Genomic DNA, 17,016 nt, shown 5'->3' with positions numbered 1-17,016 from the left:
CGGCACGCATCGGGTAGCCATGGGCGCTAAGACGGACTACTCGAAGCGGTCGGTGACCTCCGCGGACGGTACGACCATCGGCTTCCGCCAACTCGGCCGTGGCCCCGCCGTCGTGATCCTGCACGGGGGCGCGCTGGCCTCCCAGCACTACATGAAACTCGCGGCAGCGCTGGCTGATTCGTTCACGGTGTGCATCTCCGATCGCCGTGGCCGAGGCATGAGCGGTCCCTACGGCCGGGACTACAGCATCGACCGCGAGGACGAGGACCTGGCGGCGGTCGTCGCCGAGACCGGTGCGCAGTTCGTGTTCGGCGCGGCGGACGGTGGACTGTTCGCGTTGCACGGGTCGGTGGCGGTGCCCGAGATCCGGAAGGTCGCCGTCTTCGAGCCGGTGATCTTCGTCGGCCAGCCTGGTCTCGACGAGTTCATCAAGACCATCGAGCGCGGTGAGGCGCTGGTAGCCAGGGGCGACCTCGCCGCTGCGATGTCGAGCCTGGCCGCCGACGCGGGCAATGACCCTCGGACACAGGCGGTTTCGCGTCCCTACCGGGTGATGGCGCGACTGCTGGCGGCGCCGATCGCGTGCCGCGCCCTGCTCTTTCTCGACGCGCTGGCCGCGCGCGGTGGCACCGTCGCACTGCGCGACCTCGTGCCGGCCCTGATCCCGGAACTGCAGTTGGTCAAGGCCACTGCGGGAACCATCGACTACTACCGCAATGTCACCGCGCAGTGCCTGCTGATGTGCGGCACCGGCGCGCCGCAGCTGTTCACCGCCACCCAGGACGCACTGCAACAGGTGCTGCCGCACTCCAGCGCAGTGGTGCTCGCCGGACTCAACCACGGCGCGGCCCAGGACCAGGGCGGCAACCCGGCCGTCATCGCCGAGCAATTGAGACAGTTCTTCACCTGATCGCGACACGTCCGGCATCTTGATCACCGGGCCACTCCCCTAGCGCCGGCAGGACCGCAACCAGGCCGGCCAACCCGCACCCCAAGCGAAAAGGCAACGGCGCAATGGGTCAATGTACCTTCAGGCTGCCGTCGAGGTATTCCGTACGGCATGCGCGTCGAGCCAGCTTCCCGCTTGTGGTGCGCGGGATCGCCCCGGCCGGCACCAAGTGCGCCTGGGCCACCTCGACGCCGTGCTTGGCCAGGACCGCGGCGCGGATCGCGTCCCGGGCCACCTGCGGGTCGGCGCGGCTGGTGCCGGCCGCACGTTCGGCGATGATTACCAGCACCGGTGCGGCGTCGTCGGTCTGCGATCCCGGTAACTCCCTCGCGGGTGCGCAGAACGCCGCGACGTATCCGCGCCGCACGATCGGCGACGCCTCCGCCGCCGTGGCCTCGATGTCCTGGGGGTAGAAGGTGCGGCCGTCCACGGTGACCAGATCCGCGATGCGGCCGGTGACATACAGTTCGCCGTCATGATAGAAGCCGAGGTCGCCGGTGCGCAGCCAGGTGGCCGAGTTCGGTGTGCCGTCGGCATGGCTACCCACCTCGAGACGCTGTACGAGATTGGCGCCGAACGTCTTTCGGCTCATCTCGGGCTGACCCCAGTACCCGCGGCCGATGTTCGCACCGTGTAGCCAGATTTCGCCCACCTGGGAATCTGGCACTTCAGTACAGTTGTCCGGATCGACCATCACCGCCCATTGGCTCCGGGCCACCTGGCCGCAGGACACCTGCGCCACGGCGTCGGGGTGGTCAGCCGCTACCGGTACAGCCCGCCCCGCGGCCAGTCGGGCACCGTCGAGATGGACGACGGTGGCCGTGGCGTCAGGTGCGATGGTCGAGACGAACAGCGTCGCCTCGGCGATCCCGTAGGACGGCTTGAACGCGGTGGCCGGCAATCCATGTGGCGCGAACGCGACGTTGAACGTGCGGATGGCGTCGATGCTGACCGGCTCGGAACCGATGATCAGCACCACGTTGCTCAGGTCGATGTCCTCGCCCGGATCCGGCAGGCCGCGCTGCGCGGTCCATTCGTAGGCGAAATTCGGTGCGGCAGTGACCACGTGGCCTTCCCGGGATCCGGCCGACATGGCCTGGATCCACCGTTGCGGCCGCCGGACGAACGCTGTCGGTGACAGCAGGGTGGAATGCCCGCCGTAGACGGTGGGAAACCCGATCATCGACAGGCCCATGTCGTGGTAGAGCGGTAACCAACTGACGCCGTGGGTGTTTCGGTCCAACAGGTCGATCGACAGGATCATCTGGATGAGGTTCGTGCCGACGGCCCGATGGGTGATTTCCACGCCCACCGGCGGGCGGGTCGAACCCGAGGTGTACTGCAGGTGTGAGATGTCGTCGACATTGATGACGGTGGCTGCGAAATCCTCCGCCGCCGAGTCCGGGATCTCGTCGATCACGATCACCTCCGGTCGCCGCGCGGACGGCAGCCGGCTCAGGAAGCCGCGTACCGATTCGTGCGCCGCCGCGGTGGTGAGGACCACGCGGGGGGCGGCGTCTGCGAGCGCGATGTCCAGGCGCTCGGCGTGCCCGGGCAGTTCCGGGGCGAACAGCGGCACCGCGATGGTGCCCGCCTTGATCGCGGCGAAGAAGCCCGTGATGTACTCCAGTCCCTGCGGCGCGAGGATGGCCACCCGATCGCCCCAGGACGCGGCCTTCTGGATGTGCGCGCCGACCGCCAGCAGCCGGCGGCCCAACTGCATCCAGGTCAGCTCGGCGACCTGTCCCTCGGCGCAACGGCTGTAGTCGAGGTATCGATAGGCAACGGAGTCACCGACATTGGCGACATTGCGCTCGATCAGCGAGATCAGCGTCACGCCCGCGGGCAGGACCACGCCGCCGTCGGAATCCAGGCAGTCCTCGATGCGGAGCAGGCCGTCCGGTACGTCGTCGTGGCCCCGAGCCATTGGTAGTCAGGGGCGCAGTGCCCGCAGTGCGGGTCTGTTTCCCCATCCCCCTTTCAATCCGTGCGTGCGGTACTCCCGCACACGGCTTACCGATGATCTTCTTGACATGGTCACGCAGCCTTCGGGTAGCGGATGGTGCCGCCACGAAGCCGGTGCAGGCCGTGCCCGTTAAACCACTGTTCGCTCCGCTGATCGGCTCGTCCGGCACGCAGATTACGGCCCCGCTCGTTGACCATCAAGCAGAACACTCGCCACACCTCGATACCCCCGGTCTTCGCCCGACGCAGGCGGGGTAGACGGCCCCCTCCTGTTCCCGACTGAACTGTGCGCACATGCCGCTCCCCGTACCCCCGGAAGGACCCGCTGACCTCAGCCAAGGGCTCGACAAACATAGACCTTCGCCGCGACACGAGCGCCTCGGCTCCGGCTGACCGCGGACGCTGTACTGGCCAATCGCCTCTACATGTTGCCGCACGCCAAGTCGCGCGGATCGATCCGGCGCCGTTTCGACAGGATCGACCGAATCTTCGATGAACAGGCTGCCGAGGGCTGGATGCACTAGCCTCCCACTGCCGTGGTGTTTAGGCGGGGCGCGGTTTGGGAACAAACCCGCATTCGGCCGCGTTTACGCGTCGGTCGAGACCAATAGGACTGGAAAGGCACGGACATGACGGTTGATTACGACGCCCCCCGCCGTACCCAAGCCGAGCCTGAGGAGGAGTCGCTCGAGGACTTGGCGGGCCGGCGCAACGACCCCACCACCGCGGTGATCGACGTCGACGAGGCGGAGGCGGCGGATTCGTTCGAACTGCCGGGTGCCGACTTATCCGACGAGGAACTGACGGTCCGGGTCATCCCCAAGCAGGCTGACGAATTCACCTGCACCAGCTGTTTCCTGGTGCATCACCGCAGCCGGCTCGCCGACCCCGCACAACTGATCTGCACCGACTGCGCGTAGGTCAGCGCACACGCACCACAATGGTCGGGCGCCCAGCGTCGAAAAGCCGCCTTGTTGCCCCGGCCATCCGCCTGAGCGGCCGCGGAAAACCGCTCTTCGGTCCGCCGCGCCGGCTTTCGCGACGACCGCGAGATCACCGTTGCTGATCAGGCGATGACGCGGACCAGGTAGGGGGCCATGTCCTTGGTGCGCACCGGCGAAACGGCGACGACGGTGTCGGTGACCTCGAGCATCTGCCCGTTACCGAGGAACATGGTGACGCTCTGGGTGCCGTCCGGCCCGTAGAAGATCAGGTCACCGGGCAGCGCCTGGTCGGCTGTGACGCGCTGACCGACCTTGTACATGTCGCCTGAGGACCGCGGCAGCTTCGCCCCCACCCCGGCGTAGATGTACTGGATCAGGCCTGAGGAGTCGAATCCGACCGTCGTCGCACCGGGGCCCTTGCCCAGCGTGGGACCGTTGATGTCACCGCCGGCCCACGAGTAGGGCACCCCGCGCTGAGCAAGCCCACGGTCGATCACGATCTTGACGTACTGATCGCGGCTGACCGGCGCGGCGCTCGCCTGACCCGACACCAGGGTAGGGATCGCCAGCAGCATCGCCAGGCTGATCGCGAAGGCGTAGAACTTCTTCATCTCAACTCGCCTCTCCGGGCTCTCCGGTCGTTGCGCCATCGGCCCACTACGTCCCCGTGCAAGTGCCGGGAGCAAACCCGGTCTCAGTCACAAGAGTCACTACTGTCACTTCTATAGCAAACACACAGGCCGCTGCTACCCGGCGACGGGGTTGCTCAGGAGTTTTGTCCGAACCGTGACACGACGGTGTCCCAAGCGCTTCCGAATGTTCGCCGAACAGTTGCGGTTTCGAACGGCACGTCGGTTGCGCCGGGCGCGAACGGCTTGCCGACCAGCCTCGTGCACGCGCTGGCCGTTGGCGCGATCTCCGCGAACTGGTCGGCGACGATCCGCTGGGCCGAGTCGGCCAGCCCCGGAAGGTAATCGTCGCGGGCGGCCGGGCCGGCCAAATCGCAACTTCCGGCCGCCCGGCGCGCAGTGCCGGAAGGTCCAGAATCTCGCGAAGCGTCGGCCGCATTTGACACCTCGATCGCCAGGCGCACCCCGCTCCCGGTGCCCGCGGCCGACTACAGTTTCGGCGGGTGGAAGGCGTCGCTGTTCGGCGACACCCACGCCCACGAAACCGAGGGCGTGCACTTCTTCGCTCGTGGCAAGGTGGTCACCAGCCGGTGGCTCGACCCAGCCGCGGCGGCAGCAATCTCGGCTTCCCACAACAACTGAGCTTGAAAGAGGCACGCACCCCATGACTGCAACCACGTCCGACCTGCTGCCCAACGGCCAGGACGTCGAGACCGCCCGCGCCGAAGCCGCCCGGACCTACGAACTCGACCGCCAGCACGTCTTCCACTCCTGGTCGGCGCAGGCGCAGATCAAGCCGATGACGATCGTCGCCTCGGAAGGGTCCTACATCTGGGACGGCGACGGCAACAAGCTGTTGGACTTCTCCGGCCAGCTGGTGTTCACCAACATCGGTCATCAGCATCCGAAGGTCGTCGCGGCCATCGCCGAACAGGCCGCCAAACTGTGCACCATCGCGCCGCAGCACGCCAACGCCGCGCGCTCGGAGGCCGCCCGCCTGATCGCCGAGCGGACCCCGGGTGACCTGAACCGGGTGTTCTTCACCAACGGCGGCGCCGACGCCGTCGAGCACGCCGTGCGGATGGCCCGCCTGCACACCGGCAGGCGCAAGGTGCTGTCGCGCTACCGCTCGTATCACGGCGGCACCGACACCGCCATCAACCTCACCGGCGACCCCCGGCGCTACCCCAACGACTACGCCAGCGCCGGCGTCGTGCACTTCAACGGTCCGTTTCTGTACCGCTCCTCGTTTTTCGCCGAGAACGAGCAGCAGGAGTCCGAGCGTGCCCTGGACTACCTCGAGCGCCTGATCGCGCACGAGGGTTCGTCCTCGATCGCCGCGATCATCCTGGAGTCCGTGCCGGGCACCGCCGGCATTATGGTGCCGCCGCCGGGCTACATGGCCGGTGTGCGCGAGATCTGCGACCGCCACGGCATCGTGTTCATCGCCGACGAGGTGATGGCCGGTTTCGGCCGGACCGGAAAGTGGTTCGCCATCGACCATTTCGACGTCGTGCCCGACCTGATGACGTTCGCCAAGGGCGTCAACTCCGGCTATGTGCCGCTCGGCGGGGTGGCCATCAACAACGCGGTTTACTCGACGTTCGCAGACCGCGCCTACCCGGGTGGGCTGACCTACTCCGGCCATCCGCTGGCGTGTGCGGCCGCGGTGGCGACCATCAACGCGATGGAGGACGAGGGCATGGTGGCCAACGCCGCCCGGATCGGCGAGCAGGTGCTCGGACCCGGGCTGCGCGAGCTGGCGGCCCGCCACCCGTCGGTCGGCGAGGTCCGTGGCCTCGGCGTGTTCTGGGCGGTCGAACTCGTCGCCGACCAGACGACCCGCGAACCGCTGGCCCCCTACGGCGGCTCCAGTGAGGCGATGAATGCGGTCCTGGCCGCCTGCAAGTCCGGCGGGTTGCTTCCGTTCGCGAACTTCAACCGGATTCACGCGGTGCCCGCCTGCAACGTCACCGCCGCCGAAGTCGCCGAAGGCCTGGCTATCCTCGACAAGGCACTCGACGTCGCCGACACCTACGTCACCGGCTGACCCGAACCGACCGCCGCAGGCGGGCGGCGCACCCTGTACGTCGCCCACCACCCGCCGTCGCTGTGGGTTGCGCGGCTGCAGCATAGCGGGTTCAGTACGGCGACGTGTGCTGGGTCAGGATGAACAACACCAAGCCCATGCACAGCAGCATGTTGATCGCCACGACGATGCCGGCGATCACCATCAGCGAGTGCGTGCACCGGCGTCGGGCGCGTCCGCGTCGGGACCGGCGTTTTTCGTTGAGCAGTTCGGTGACGGTGAGCGCGAAGCTGACGTCGACGAGTTCGTCCTCGGTGGCCGGACGGCCCATGGCGATGGCCCGAATCCGCTCGGGCGCGATCCCGACACCGACGGCCTCGAAGCGGCGACTCATCCGCCGTGACTGCCGACGGCTGACCGACCGTTGCCCGAGCATCACCGGGGCCGACCAGGTCGTCATAGCTCGTTGAGCTTAGTGGCGGTTCGCCTCGGGCGCGCCCGAATTGCGCTGTCTCACAGCTCCTAGAGACCGGGCTGGTCCTCGATGATGCCCAGCCAGATCTGTGCGGCGTCGATGGCCGCCAGCTCGCGCATCCCGCGTGCCACGGCCAGGACCTGGTCCCCCGCCTCGAGTGTCGACGTCATCGTCGTTCTCCGATGTTGTTGCGGCGGCGATGCACAGCCAGTGAACAACTCTGGAAAACTGGATGGACCCGACTAGTGGTGGGGCAAGAACAACTCCGGATCGCTCGACGCGCGCCGTGTCCGCCGATGGGCCATAGTTCACGTGAGCGACTCGCCGGGCTCGCCGGGCTGAAACACGGCAATGCCACACTGCGGTCCTCAGCAGCTGTCCAGAAGCAGGGAGCATGCAATGACCGATGTGGTGAGCACCACGCCCGGGAACGCGGAAGCTTTCGATCCCGCCGCACCGCCCGCACCCGCACCTCACGAGCACAGCCGCACCGGCCTGTCGCCCGACGCGCTGCGCCGCGCCATCAGTGACCACCTCACCTATTCGATCGCCCGGCCCGCCGCCGCGCTGACCGCCGAGCACTACTACCGCGCGCTGGCCCTGGCCGTGCGCGACCGGATGCAGCATCGCTGGATGGCCACCACCCAGGACTGGCTCGATCAGTCCAACAAGGTGACCTGCTACCTGTCGGCGGAGTTCCTGATGGGCCCCCAGCTCGGCAACAACCTGCTGAACCTCGGAATCGAGGAGCAGGCCCGCGAGGCGCTGGCCGCACTCGGTCAGGAATTCGACGAGATCGTGGCGTGCGAAGAGGAGCCCGGACTGGGCAACGGCGGCTTGGGCCGGCTCGCGGCGTGCTACCTGGATTCGCTGGCCACCCTGGAGCGCCCGTCCATCGGCTACGGAATCCGTTACGAGTTCGGGATTTTCGACCAGGAGATCCACCACGGTTGGCAGGTCGAGAAGACCGACAACTGGCTGGTGCGGGGCAACCCGTGGGAGATCGACAAGCCCGACGCCAGTCACATCGTCAACTGGGGCGGGCACACCGAACAGTACGAGGACCTCGCCGGCCACCATCGCGTGCGGTGGATCCCGCAGGAGGTGATCAAGGGCGTCTCCTATGACACACCGATCCAGGGATACGGCGTCAACACCTGCAACACGCTCACGCTCTGGAGCGCCCGCTCCGTCGAGTCCTTCGCCCTGGAGGCCTTCAATACCGGCGACTTCTACAAGGCCGTCGAGGAGGAGGTCGCCGCCGAGAAGGTCTCGAAGGTGCTCTACCCCAACGACGAACCCGAGGCCGGCAAGCGGCTTCGGCTGCAACAGCAGTATTTCTTCGTGTCGTGCTCACTGCAGGACATCCTGCGCATCCACACCGAGCGGGCCGGGCTGCCGCTGTCGGCGCTCCCGCAGAAGTGGGCCATTCAGCTCAACGACACCCACCCGTCGATCGCGGTGGCCGAGCTGATGCGCCTGCTCGTCGACGACCACCACATCAGCTGGGACGACGCCTGGGCCATCACCGTGGAAACCTTCGCCTACACCAACCACACCCTGCTGCCCGAGGCTCTGGAGACCTGGTCACTGGGCATCTTCGGGGAATCCCTGCCCCGGCATCTCGAGATCATCTACGAGATCAACGACCGTTTCCTCGACGAGGTGCGGTCACGGTTCCCCGCCGACGAGGACCGCATCGCGCGGATGTCGCTCATCGGCGAGGAGCACGGACAGTGCGTGCGGATGGCACATCTGGCGACAGTGGGCAGCCACGCGGTCAACGGCGTCGCCGCGCTGCACTCGGAGCTGCTGAAAGCCAGTGTGCTCAAAGACTTCTACGAGCTGTGGCCGGAGCGGTTCGGCAACGTGACCAACGGTGTGACACCACGACGTTTCCTGGCCCTGTCCAACCCGGGACTGCGCGGCCTGCTCGACGAGACCATCGGTGACGGTTGGCTGACCGACCTCGACCAGCTGCGCCGGCTCGAAGACTTCATCGAAGACCCCGCCTTCCGGCAGCGCTGGCGAGAAGTCAAGCGCGCCAACAAAAAACGGCTCGCCGAGTTCGTACACTCCACCACCGGTGTCGAATTGGACCACACCTGGATGTTCGACATTCAGGTCAAGCGGATCCACGAGTACAAGCGTCAGCACCTCAACGTCCTGCACATCATCACGCTCTACAACCGCCTCAAGCAGAACCCCGGTTTCGCCGTCGCGCCGCGCGCCTTCATCTTCGGCGGCAAGGCGGCGCCGGGCTACTTCATGGCCAAGCGGATCATCAGGCTTATCACCGCGGTCGGGGCAACGGTCAACAACGACCCCGACGTCAACCGCTTCATGAAAGTGGTGTTCCTGCCGAACTTCAACGTGCAGAACGCCCATCTGATCTACCCGGCGGCCAACCTCTCCGAGCAGATCTCCACCGCCGGCAAGGAGGCCTCCGGCACCGGCAACATGAAGTTCATGATGAACGGCGCCCTGACCATCGGCACCCTCGACGGCGCGAACGTCGAGATCCGCGAAGAGGCGGGGGCGGAGAACTTCTTCCTGTTCGGGCTGACCGTCGACGAGGTGGAGCGGATCAAGGCCGAAGGGTACCGGCCGGCGAGCTACATCGAGCGCGACCCGGAGCTGGCCGAGGCGCTCGAGCTGATCCTGGATGGCGCTTTCACGAACGGCGACACCGAGATCCTGCGTCCCGTGGTGGACAACCTCATTCACCACGACCCGTTCCTGGTGCTGGCCGACTACCGCTCCTACGTGGACTGCCAGGCCAAGGTCAGTGCAGCGTGGCAGGACGACGACACCTGGTCACGGATGTCGATCCTCAACGCTGCCCGCAGCGGGAAGTTCTCGTCAGATCGCGCGATCGCCGAGTACTGCGACGAGATCTGGAACGTCGAGCCGATGCCGGTCGTTCTGTAGACCTTCTCAGTCCTCTGGCTGGATTGGGGCAGAGGACGGCGGCGGAGATGGTCCCGCCCGGCTGTGCGGGCTCCCCGGATCTGTGCACCTACTCGTCCAGCGTCTTCATCATCGCGTCAGATTTTGCATCGCGTTCACCGTTGATTAACCCCGCCGGACTATACATAACCCCAGTCGATCCGTCAGCCGGAGGGGAGTTGGCGGGTGTCTTGCGGTGTGCCGGCGGCGCATCGTCCTAGTAGGAACTTGTTCGTCTAGGCATTCAACTGAGTCGTGGTGCTATCTCAGCACCTCCAGAGCAGAGCTTTGTCGTGGGTAAGTCCCCTGGGGTGGGGTTTCGGCCCTGGGTCGACGGCCGGGGGGTGTGCCTGGCGTGTCGTTGAGGGTTTGGGGTGGGCGATCGCGTAGGAGTGAGCTACCTCCCAGAGTGACTCAAGCAAAGGACACATCCCGCGATGACCCAGGACCGTCCTGCATTGCTGGCCCATGTCAGGCCCGCAAAGGCGGCCTCAAACCAACAAGCGAACCCACCCAGACCCGATCCCGCGACTGGGGAACCGTTTGCTCACACGCCCAACTTGTCGCAGCCCGGGTTTACCCTCGCATGGTGGCGATAGCGTCGTCGGTGTTGCGCTACCAGCGCCTCCAGAAGGAGTCGCCGGAGTGGTCACTGCTTCGCGCCCGAACCGCAGGCCTGATCGTCGCCGTGATCCAGGACTACTTCCCGCCCGAGCGTCGCACCCGTCCGGCGGCCGAGATAATCGCCGCGCTCGACCAGGATCTCGAACAGCTCAGGGAACTCGGCGCCGAATTTGAATCCACCGCCGCCGCCTACGTGGCTGACTGGGTCGGTGCCGGTTATTTGATCCGCCGCCCGGGCGAGACGCGCGGCAGCGAAACGCTGACGCCGTCTGCGGCTGCCCTGAATGTCGCGGCCACAGTGGGCGGAATCGAATCGCCGCAGCGCACCGCCTCGGCATCCCGACTCGGCTCGATTGCTTCGAACCTTATTGCGCTGCAACGTGACTCAGATCCCAATTCGGCGAGCCGGCTGTCTTTACTGGAGGCCGAGCGCGACGCCGTCGAACTGCGGATAGCCGAAGTACGCAGCGGCGATTTCGCGATACTCGATCCGGACACCGCAAAGGAGCGGGTCGCCGAGACATTGGGCCTCGCGCAGGAAGTTCCCGTGGATTTCGCCCGGGTGCGATCGACCATTGAAGATCTGAGCCGGGAGCTGCGGGCCAAGATCCTCGACGATACAGCTGAGGGCGGCGCGACGCTGAACAATGTGTTCCGCGGGGTCGACCTGCTCGCCGAGTCGGACGCGGGCCGCTCCGTGAACGGTTTCTATGACGTGATCCTCGATGCCGAACAGTCGGCCCGGCTGCAAGAAGCCATCACGGCGATCCTGTCTCGCGACTTTGCCTCCGACCTCGACCCGCAGGCGCGCTCAGACCTGAACATGCTGCTCTCGCGACTGGAAGACGAAGCCGCCACCGTCCGACAGACCATGCTTGTCTTATCCCGGTCGCTGCGCCATTTTGTGTTGTCCCGCCAGTACGAGGAACACCGCCGGTTGCGTCAGTTGATCCAGCGTTGCCAATCGCTGGCGGTGCAAGTGAGTGCCCACCACCGTCCCGAGAAGCCAATGAATTTGGAACTGACGCGGATCGGCATGCAGATCCGGTCCATCGCCGCGCTCAAGCTGCACAATCCCGGCGAGGGGCGGGTGCCCACCGATTTCGAGCGGCACGACACCGACGACGTTGACTTTGCCGAACTCGCTGAGCAGGCACGTGAATCCGATATCGACTTCGAAGAGCTGCGCAGCAACATCATCGCGACATTGCGGCGTGTCGGCGGTCCGGTCACCGCCGCTCAGGTGCTGGCCGAACACCCCGCCACCCAAGGTCTGGCCAGTATCGTCGGGCTAATGGTTCTCGGCGCTGAGCATGGTGACACCGCCACCGAGGACACCGAACGTGTGATGCTGGAGCGGCGCACCGTCACACTGCCAACCATCACCTTCGGTCCCGACGCTTTCGAGGGTCACCGGTGAATCCCGAGGAGATCTTTCCATTCGAAGCCAAGCGCGCGCTCGTCCAACTTCTTCGCGGGCCGGTGGTGACGCACGACGCCCATCGCCAGCAGTGGTCGGCGATTCTGGCCCACCGTACCGAGATCGAACGACGCCTCGCCGACGTATTCCTCGACCTGGTCCTCGATGAGGACGACGGTATCGCGTTCACCCGGCCACAGCCAGCACCCGAAGATCCCAAACTCACACCCCCGCAAGTGCTTCGAACTGAGACGCTGACCTTCATGGACACACTGGTGGTACTCGCGCTGCGATATCAACTCCTGGTGGCAACCCCCGGCCAGCGCGTGATCGTCGAGTACGACGACGTCGTCGCCAACATGGACCCCTACCGCGGGCGCTACGCCACCGATGACGCCGGGTTCCGGAAACGGATCGACGCGTCCTGGGAAAAGATGAAGAGGTATTCATTGGTCTCCGCCGCAGACACCCCGGGCAGGTTCGAGGTTTCGCCAGTGCTTCGTCAGTTGTTCGACGCGGACGAGGTTGCCCTTGTCGAGGCCGAGTACCAGCGCCTCGTCCCGGCTGACAATGACCAACACCCACAACACGAGACCGTCGATGGCTGAGGACCTGCTGCGGCACGGGCAACACCGACTAGCCCGCGTGCAACTGTTCAACTGGGGCACCTACGACGGCTACCATGACCTACCCGTCGCCCGTCGCGGCTTCCTGATCACGGGCCCCTCGGGGTCAGGCAAGTCCACGCTGCTCGACGCGATCTCAACGGTGTTGGTGCCCCCGTCCAAGCTCAGCTTCAACGCCGCCGCGCACGGGCGCGGCCGTACGATGGCGTCCTACATTCGCGGTGCCTACGCCCGTGGATCCGATAGCGAGACAAGAGAACTGCGGGCTCGATACCTGCGTGAGGGCGCGACCTGGAGCGCCGTCGGACTCACCATGACCACCGCAGACCCCGGCGACGACACCGTCACCACGCTGGTTGCCCTGTTCCACCTCAAACGCGGCAGCAACGACGTCGGTGAATCCGGCCGCGCTTTCCTGCTCTTCGATGACCACATGGACATCACCGAGCTGAGGCACGTGGTGACCAACGGGATCGACGTCCGCGGACTGAAGAAACGCTGGCCGAACGTCCTGTACAACAAGAGCTATCCACAGTTCGGGCAGCGGTTGCGCGCCAGGCTGGGCATCGCCGACGAAAACGCGCAGCTGCTGTTGCACCGTGCGATGTCAGCCAAAGGCCTGGACAGCCTGGACCGGCTTTTCCGTGACTACATGCTCGAAGAACCGGATACATTCGCCGAGGCACGTCGCGCGGTGGAGTTCTTCGCCGACCTGGATGAGGCGCACCGCAGAGTGGTCCAGACCCGCGAGCAAATCGCCGCCCTCACCCCGTTGGAGGAGCTGACCGCGACCCGTCGCCGCGCTCATCGGGAAACACAGGAACTCGGGGAGGAACTGGCTGCGCTGGACGGCCTGGCCGCTCGCTTCGAGCTCGACCTAGCGCAGGGCTGGCGCGCCGATGCCGAAGCCGCCCACGCCAACGCGATAACTCAGGAAAACCACGCCCGCTCTGCTCGTCACATCGCCACGATCGCGCTCAAGGAGGCCGAGCGGGCCCGTGACGGCAACCAAACCCTGCGTGAACTCAGCGACGCCCTCGACCATGCCGCCGAACGCGTTCAACGGGTACTCACCCAGCGCGACCGCCTGGCCATGGCGCTGCAGCACTGGGATGCCACGGTACCTGACTCCGCCGAGGAATTCGCCACCGTTCGATCCCAAATCGACAGGGAAGCAAAGGAATTGGAGGACACTTTCGAAAGGCATGATGCCGCGTACGGCCTGCTCATGCTGGCCTCTGCCCGCGCCGATGAGCATGCCGCCACCCTGACACAGCAGATAACCGCACTCGCACGCGAGAAGTCGAATCTCGACCCAAAGCTGCTCGCGGCGCGCGAGTCGATCGCGCGGTCCACAGGGCTGCCCGTTCGATCGCTGCCCTTCGTCGGCGAGCTCATCGACATCACCGACTCTGACTGGGCGGGAGCGGCCGAGCGGGTGCTCGGCGGGCTGGGCCGCACACTCCTAGTCGCAGACGAGCATGCCGACGCCGTGGCGGCCGCCGCCGATGCCTCCCACCTGGGCACCCGATTGGTGTGGCGTCGGGTGGATCTGCGCCGCACGCATCGGGTGCCGGCGGTTGACGCCGAGTCCATCGTGAACGTGCTGAAGATCGCTGACTCACCGTGGCAGCATTGGCTGCATTTCGAACTCGCGTCCAGGTTCGATTACCGCCGGGTCGAGGACGCGCGGGAATTGGGGCGTCATCAGCGCGCCGTCACCCGGGCGGGTCAGACCAAAAGCGGCGACCGCCACATCAAGGACGATCGGTTCGCCATCGACGACCGGACCCGGTACGTGCTGGGAACCAGCAATGACGCCAAGCTTCAGTTCTTGCGCGACAGGCTGCGCAGCGCCGAAGCTGCCGCGGTGTCCGCGCGTCAGCGATCTGACGCCGCGCGCGACGAGTCCCGTCTTCGCCGTAACCGAATCGCATCCGCGCCGATCATCGCGTCGGTGCAGTGGGACGAAATTGACGTCCGAAGCGCCGAATCCCACCACCTGGATGTGAGCGAACGACTCGCCACACTGCGCGGCGACCCCGAGATCGACCGGCTGGAGGCAGCCGTTATCGCAGCTCAGGACTCAGCCAAAAAGTCTGAGGACGCCTACCAGAAAGCGCGCGACGCGCTCCACACGGCACGCACGGATGCCGATCGGGTCGCCGCGCGCATTGAGTCGCTGCGCGAGACAGCGGCGCAGACAGCCGAACCTGCGGACGAGCTGACCCCGCGCTACCGCGCCCGCTTCGATGACGGGCGCCGAGCCGCATTGCGACTCGACGGCTTCCCCGCCGCCGAAAAGGCTGTGGCGAACCAGATTCGGGCCGCACATTCATCCTCCGAGAAGTCGCTGATGCAGGCCCAACACGCCATCGAATCGGTTCTGCAGCGGTACCTGCACAACTGGCCGCACCCCGAGTTGGCCGCCGAGCACGGCTACGGCGACGACGCCGTCACCTTCCTGCGCCGGCTGCGCGCCGACGACTTACCGAGCGTGGAGAACCGATTCTTCGAACTCAACGAGCAGCAGTCGAATCAGAACCTCGGCACGCTGGCGATGCGGATTCGGCGCGCACCGGGCGAGATACGACGCCGGATCGACGAGGTCAATTCGTCACTGGCACGTTCGGAGTTCGATCGCGGCCGATTCCTGAGGATCGACGTTCGTGATTCCCTGCACCCAGACCTCACCGAGTTCCTCGCGGCGATCGCACGGGTGCAGGACCGCTCGCTGCTCGCCGACGACCGCCAAGCTCAAGAGCAGCGGTTCGAACGGATGCGGGAGCTCCTCGGGCGACTCGGTTCCTCAGATCCCGGCGATGTTGTCTGGCGCAATCGCTGCCTCGACACCCGCCGCCACGTCACGTTCGTGGGCGTCGAGCATGACACCGCCGGAACTGCGGTCAATCATCACGACTCATCGGATGCCCTGTCGGGCGGGCAGGCACAGAAGCTCGTGTTCTTCTGCCTCGCCGCCGCTCTTCGGTACCAATTGGTCGGGCCAGACGGCGATCTACCGAAGTACGGCACGGTGATCCTGGACGAAGCATTCGACCGGTCGGACCCCGAGTACACCCGCCGGGCAGCAGACGTGTTCGACCAGTTCGGTTTTCATCTCGTACTTGCCACGCCACTCAAGATGATCCGGACGCTGCAGGAGTACGTCGGCGGCGTCGCCACCGTCTCGATCCGAGATTCGAGGGCGTCCCGGCTGGGAGTCGCGTCGATCACCGAAGCCTCCGATGGCTGATCCACCGAAGCTCGTGCTGCCCGCCGATGTCGCCGAGAAGGCACGGCGGATGTTGGACCGCAACCTTAAGGCCTGGCTGTTCGGTGACGCCGCCGCGTCTCTGACAGTGCGACTGGGCAGCCCCAGCGAAGCAACCGTCGCGGCCCATCGCGTGGCGGTGGAGGCCTGGGTCCGCGCCTGGCAGGGTTCACACCTCGACGTCCGCTGGGAGGAGCGGCACTGGCCCAGTCTCGGCCGGCAACTCCTACCACTGTCGGTGACGCTGGAAGGGCGCGGTTCGATCGCCGCCGCGGCCGGTGCCACCGAGCGCTGGCAGACGGTCCGGCGGCGGTTCGCCAGGTTGCAGGCGCTCCATGAAGAACCGACCTGGAACGTGGTTCTGTCCACTGCGTTCCGACACTGGAATGCGTTGACTGACAACGACTTCGACCGCCTAATCGCCGTACTCGCCTGGCTGCAGCAGAATCCCGCCTCCGGGCTGCTGATCCGCCAGTTGCCGATCCCCGGCGTCGACACCAAATGGCTGGGCACCCACCGCATCGCAGTGACATCGCTTGCGGTTCCGCTGGGCATACCCGAACATCTGGGGCTACGGGAACGCGAACTGCTGCGGGCTGTCGCCATCCTCGATCCTGCGCATCGGCGAGGTCGTCCGCGCCTGTTTGCGGCCTCGGACAGGGAACTCACGGCCCTCAAGCTGGCGCCGCCACAGGTCCTGGTGGTGGAAAACCTCCAGACGTTGGAAGCTCTGCCCGACGTACCGGACACCGTCGCCGTCTTCGGCTGGGGCGGCCACGCGATGGCGGTGGCCGAGTTCCCCTGGGTGCGTGATGCACCACGCGTGCTCTACTGGGGCGACCTGGATACCGACGGCTTCGCTATCCTCACCCGCTTTCGCGCGAAGCGCTCCTGCGAAAGCCTGCTGATGGACCTCGCCACGATAGAACGCTGGCGTGACCTCGCGGTGCCGCACCCCGCGACGGAACCCGTTGACGCCAATCTGTTGACGAAAGACGAACTCGCGGCTCTGGAACTACTGCGCCGCGAACGTCTACGGCTGGAGCAGGAACGGATTCCGATAGATGTCGCCATGGGCCAGATTCGAGTCTGGCGAGCCCCCGCAGTACCTGCCTTAAGGACCTGATAGGAGAAT

The 17,016-nt window shown here is 66.1% G+C and carries 12 protein-coding genes and 3 pseudogenes; 10 read left to right on the top strand and 5 right to left on the bottom strand.

Annotated features, from left to right (window positions below):
* Positions 1–19: 19 nt before the first annotated feature.
* Positions 20–910, top strand: a complete 891-nt coding sequence (locus K9U37_RS13120; protein WP_243072058.1) for an alpha/beta fold hydrolase — start codon at positions 20–22, stop codon at positions 908–910.
* Between the two features lie 109 nt (positions 911–1,019).
* Here the strand turns inward: K9U37_RS13120 and K9U37_RS13115 are convergent, their stop codons facing one another.
* A complete protein-coding gene (locus tag K9U37_RS13115; RefSeq protein ID WP_243072057.1) occupies positions 1,020–2,876 on the bottom strand; it encodes a fatty acyl-AMP ligase in 1,857 nt (618 codons plus the stop codon).
* 424 nt (positions 2,877–3,300) lie between these two features.
* On the opposite strand from K9U37_RS13115, the pseudogene K9U37_RS13110 reads away from it, so the two are divergent.
* Positions 3,301–3,438: pseudogene (locus tag K9U37_RS13110) on the top strand (SDR family NAD(P)-dependent oxidoreductase); the annotation flags it as partial.
* A 105-nt stretch (positions 3,439–3,543) separates the two neighbouring features.
* Complete coding sequence (locus K9U37_RS13105) at positions 3,544–3,834, top strand: DUF4193 domain-containing protein (protein WP_243072056.1); 291 nt, start codon at positions 3,544–3,546, stop codon at positions 3,832–3,834.
* Between the two features lie 152 nt (positions 3,835–3,986).
* Here the strand turns inward: K9U37_RS13105 and ripD are convergent.
* Positions 3,987–4,469 (bottom strand): annotated as a pseudogene (gene ripD, locus K9U37_RS13100) (NlpC/P60 family peptidoglycan-binding protein RipD); the annotation flags it as partial.
* Between the two features lie 155 nt (positions 4,470–4,624).
* The gene (locus K9U37_RS13095) at positions 4,625–4,858 is read right to left on the bottom strand and encodes a hypothetical protein (protein WP_243072055.1); all 234 of its coding nucleotides are present in this window, start codon (positions 4,856–4,858) and stop codon (positions 4,625–4,627) included.
* A 94-nt stretch (positions 4,859–4,952) separates the two neighbouring features.
* Between K9U37_RS13095 and K9U37_RS13090 the strand changes: the two are divergent.
* A pseudogene (locus K9U37_RS13090) lies at positions 4,953–5,155 on the top strand (hypothetical protein); the annotation flags it as partial.
* Positions 5,152–6,537: an aspartate aminotransferase family protein gene (locus tag K9U37_RS13085; protein ID WP_243072054.1), complete on the top strand. Its 1,386-nt coding sequence runs from the start codon at positions 5,152–5,154 to the stop codon at positions 6,535–6,537. The pseudogene K9U37_RS13090 and the gene K9U37_RS13085, both read left to right, overlap by 4 nt.
* Before the next feature lie 91 nt (positions 6,538–6,628).
* On the opposite strand, the gene K9U37_RS13080 is transcribed toward K9U37_RS13085, so the two are convergent.
* Both K9U37_RS13080 and K9U37_RS20055 read right to left on the bottom strand, forming a co-directional pair.
* Positions 6,629–6,976, bottom strand: coding sequence for a hypothetical protein (locus tag K9U37_RS13080; protein ID WP_243072053.1), 348 nt, complete (start codon positions 6,974–6,976; stop codon positions 6,629–6,631).
* A gap of 62 nt (positions 6,977–7,038) precedes the next feature.
* Complete coding sequence (locus K9U37_RS20055; protein WP_272888036.1) at positions 7,039–7,161, bottom strand: hypothetical protein; 123 nt, start codon at positions 7,159–7,161, stop codon at positions 7,039–7,041.
* Between the two features lie 229 nt (positions 7,162–7,390).
* Here K9U37_RS20055 and K9U37_RS13075 point away from each other — a divergent pair, with 229 nt between their 5' ends.
* From K9U37_RS13075 to K9U37_RS13055, 5 genes are all read left to right on the top strand, one after another.
* Positions 7,391–9,922 carry a glycogen/starch/alpha-glucan phosphorylase gene (locus tag K9U37_RS13075; RefSeq protein WP_243072052.1) on the top strand — a complete coding sequence of 844 codons (2,532 nt, stop codon included), beginning with the start codon at positions 7,391–7,393 and terminating at the stop codon, positions 9,920–9,922.
* A 607-nt stretch (positions 9,923–10,529) separates the two neighbouring features.
* Positions 10,530–11,984 (top strand): DUF3375 domain-containing protein, encoded by a 1,455-nt coding sequence (locus K9U37_RS13070; protein ID WP_243072051.1) that lies wholly within the window; start codon positions 10,530–10,532, stop codon positions 11,982–11,984.
* Positions 11,981–12,592 (top strand): DUF4194 domain-containing protein, encoded by a 612-nt coding sequence (locus K9U37_RS13065; RefSeq protein ID WP_243072050.1) that lies wholly within the window; start codon positions 11,981–11,983, stop codon positions 12,590–12,592. Before K9U37_RS13070 ends, K9U37_RS13065 begins: the two co-directional genes overlap by 4 nt.
* Positions 12,585–15,863, top strand: a complete 3,279-nt coding sequence (locus K9U37_RS13060; RefSeq protein WP_243072049.1) for an ATP-binding protein — start codon at positions 12,585–12,587, stop codon at positions 15,861–15,863. Before K9U37_RS13065 ends, K9U37_RS13060 begins: the two co-directional genes overlap by 8 nt.
* Positions 15,856–17,007: a DUF3322 domain-containing protein gene (locus K9U37_RS13055; protein ID WP_243072048.1), complete on the top strand. Its 1,152-nt coding sequence runs from the start codon at positions 15,856–15,858 to the stop codon at positions 17,005–17,007. The genes K9U37_RS13060 and K9U37_RS13055 overlap by 8 nt, the downstream gene beginning before the upstream one ends.
* The last annotated feature ends 9 nt before the right edge of the window (positions 17,008–17,016 follow it).

Origin of the sequence: Candidatus Mycolicibacterium alkanivorans (assembly GCF_022760805.1) — a bacterium.
GTDB classification, from domain to species: domain Bacteria; phylum Actinomycetota; class Actinomycetes; order Mycobacteriales; family Mycobacteriaceae; genus Mycobacterium; species Mycobacterium alkanivorans.
This window is presented reverse-complemented; position numbering and strand designations above follow the sequence as displayed.

Excerpts from the sequence above, each read along its gene's own strand:
- K9U37_RS13120 (WP_243072058.1), top strand. The coding sequence starts at position 20 with ATGGGCGCTAAGACGGACTACTCGAAGCGGTCGGTGACCTCCGCGGAC.
- K9U37_RS13115 (WP_243072057.1), bottom strand. The coding sequence starts at position 2,876 with ATGGCTCGGGGCCACGACGACGTACCGGACGGCCTGCTCCGCATCGAG.
- K9U37_RS13105 (WP_243072056.1), top strand. The coding sequence starts at position 3,544 with ATGACGGTTGATTACGACGCCCCCCGCCGTACCCAAGCCGAGCCTGAG.
- K9U37_RS13085 (WP_243072054.1), top strand. The coding sequence starts at position 5,152 with ATGACTGCAACCACGTCCGACCTGCTGCCCAACGGCCAGGACGTCGAG.
- K9U37_RS13080 (WP_243072053.1), bottom strand. The coding sequence starts at position 6,976 with ATGACGACCTGGTCGGCCCCGGTGATGCTCGGGCAACGGTCGGTCAGC.
- K9U37_RS20055 (WP_272888036.1), bottom strand. The coding sequence starts at position 7,161 with ATGACGTCGACACTCGAGGCGGGGGACCAGGTCCTGGCCGTGGCACGC.
- K9U37_RS13075 (WP_243072052.1), top strand. The coding sequence starts at position 7,391 with ATGACCGATGTGGTGAGCACCACGCCCGGGAACGCGGAAGCTTTCGAT.
- K9U37_RS13060 (WP_243072049.1), top strand. The coding sequence starts at position 12,585 with ATGGCTGAGGACCTGCTGCGGCACGGGCAACACCGACTAGCCCGCGTG.
- K9U37_RS13055 (WP_243072048.1), top strand. The coding sequence starts at position 15,856 with ATGGCTGATCCACCGAAGCTCGTGCTGCCCGCCGATGTCGCCGAGAAG.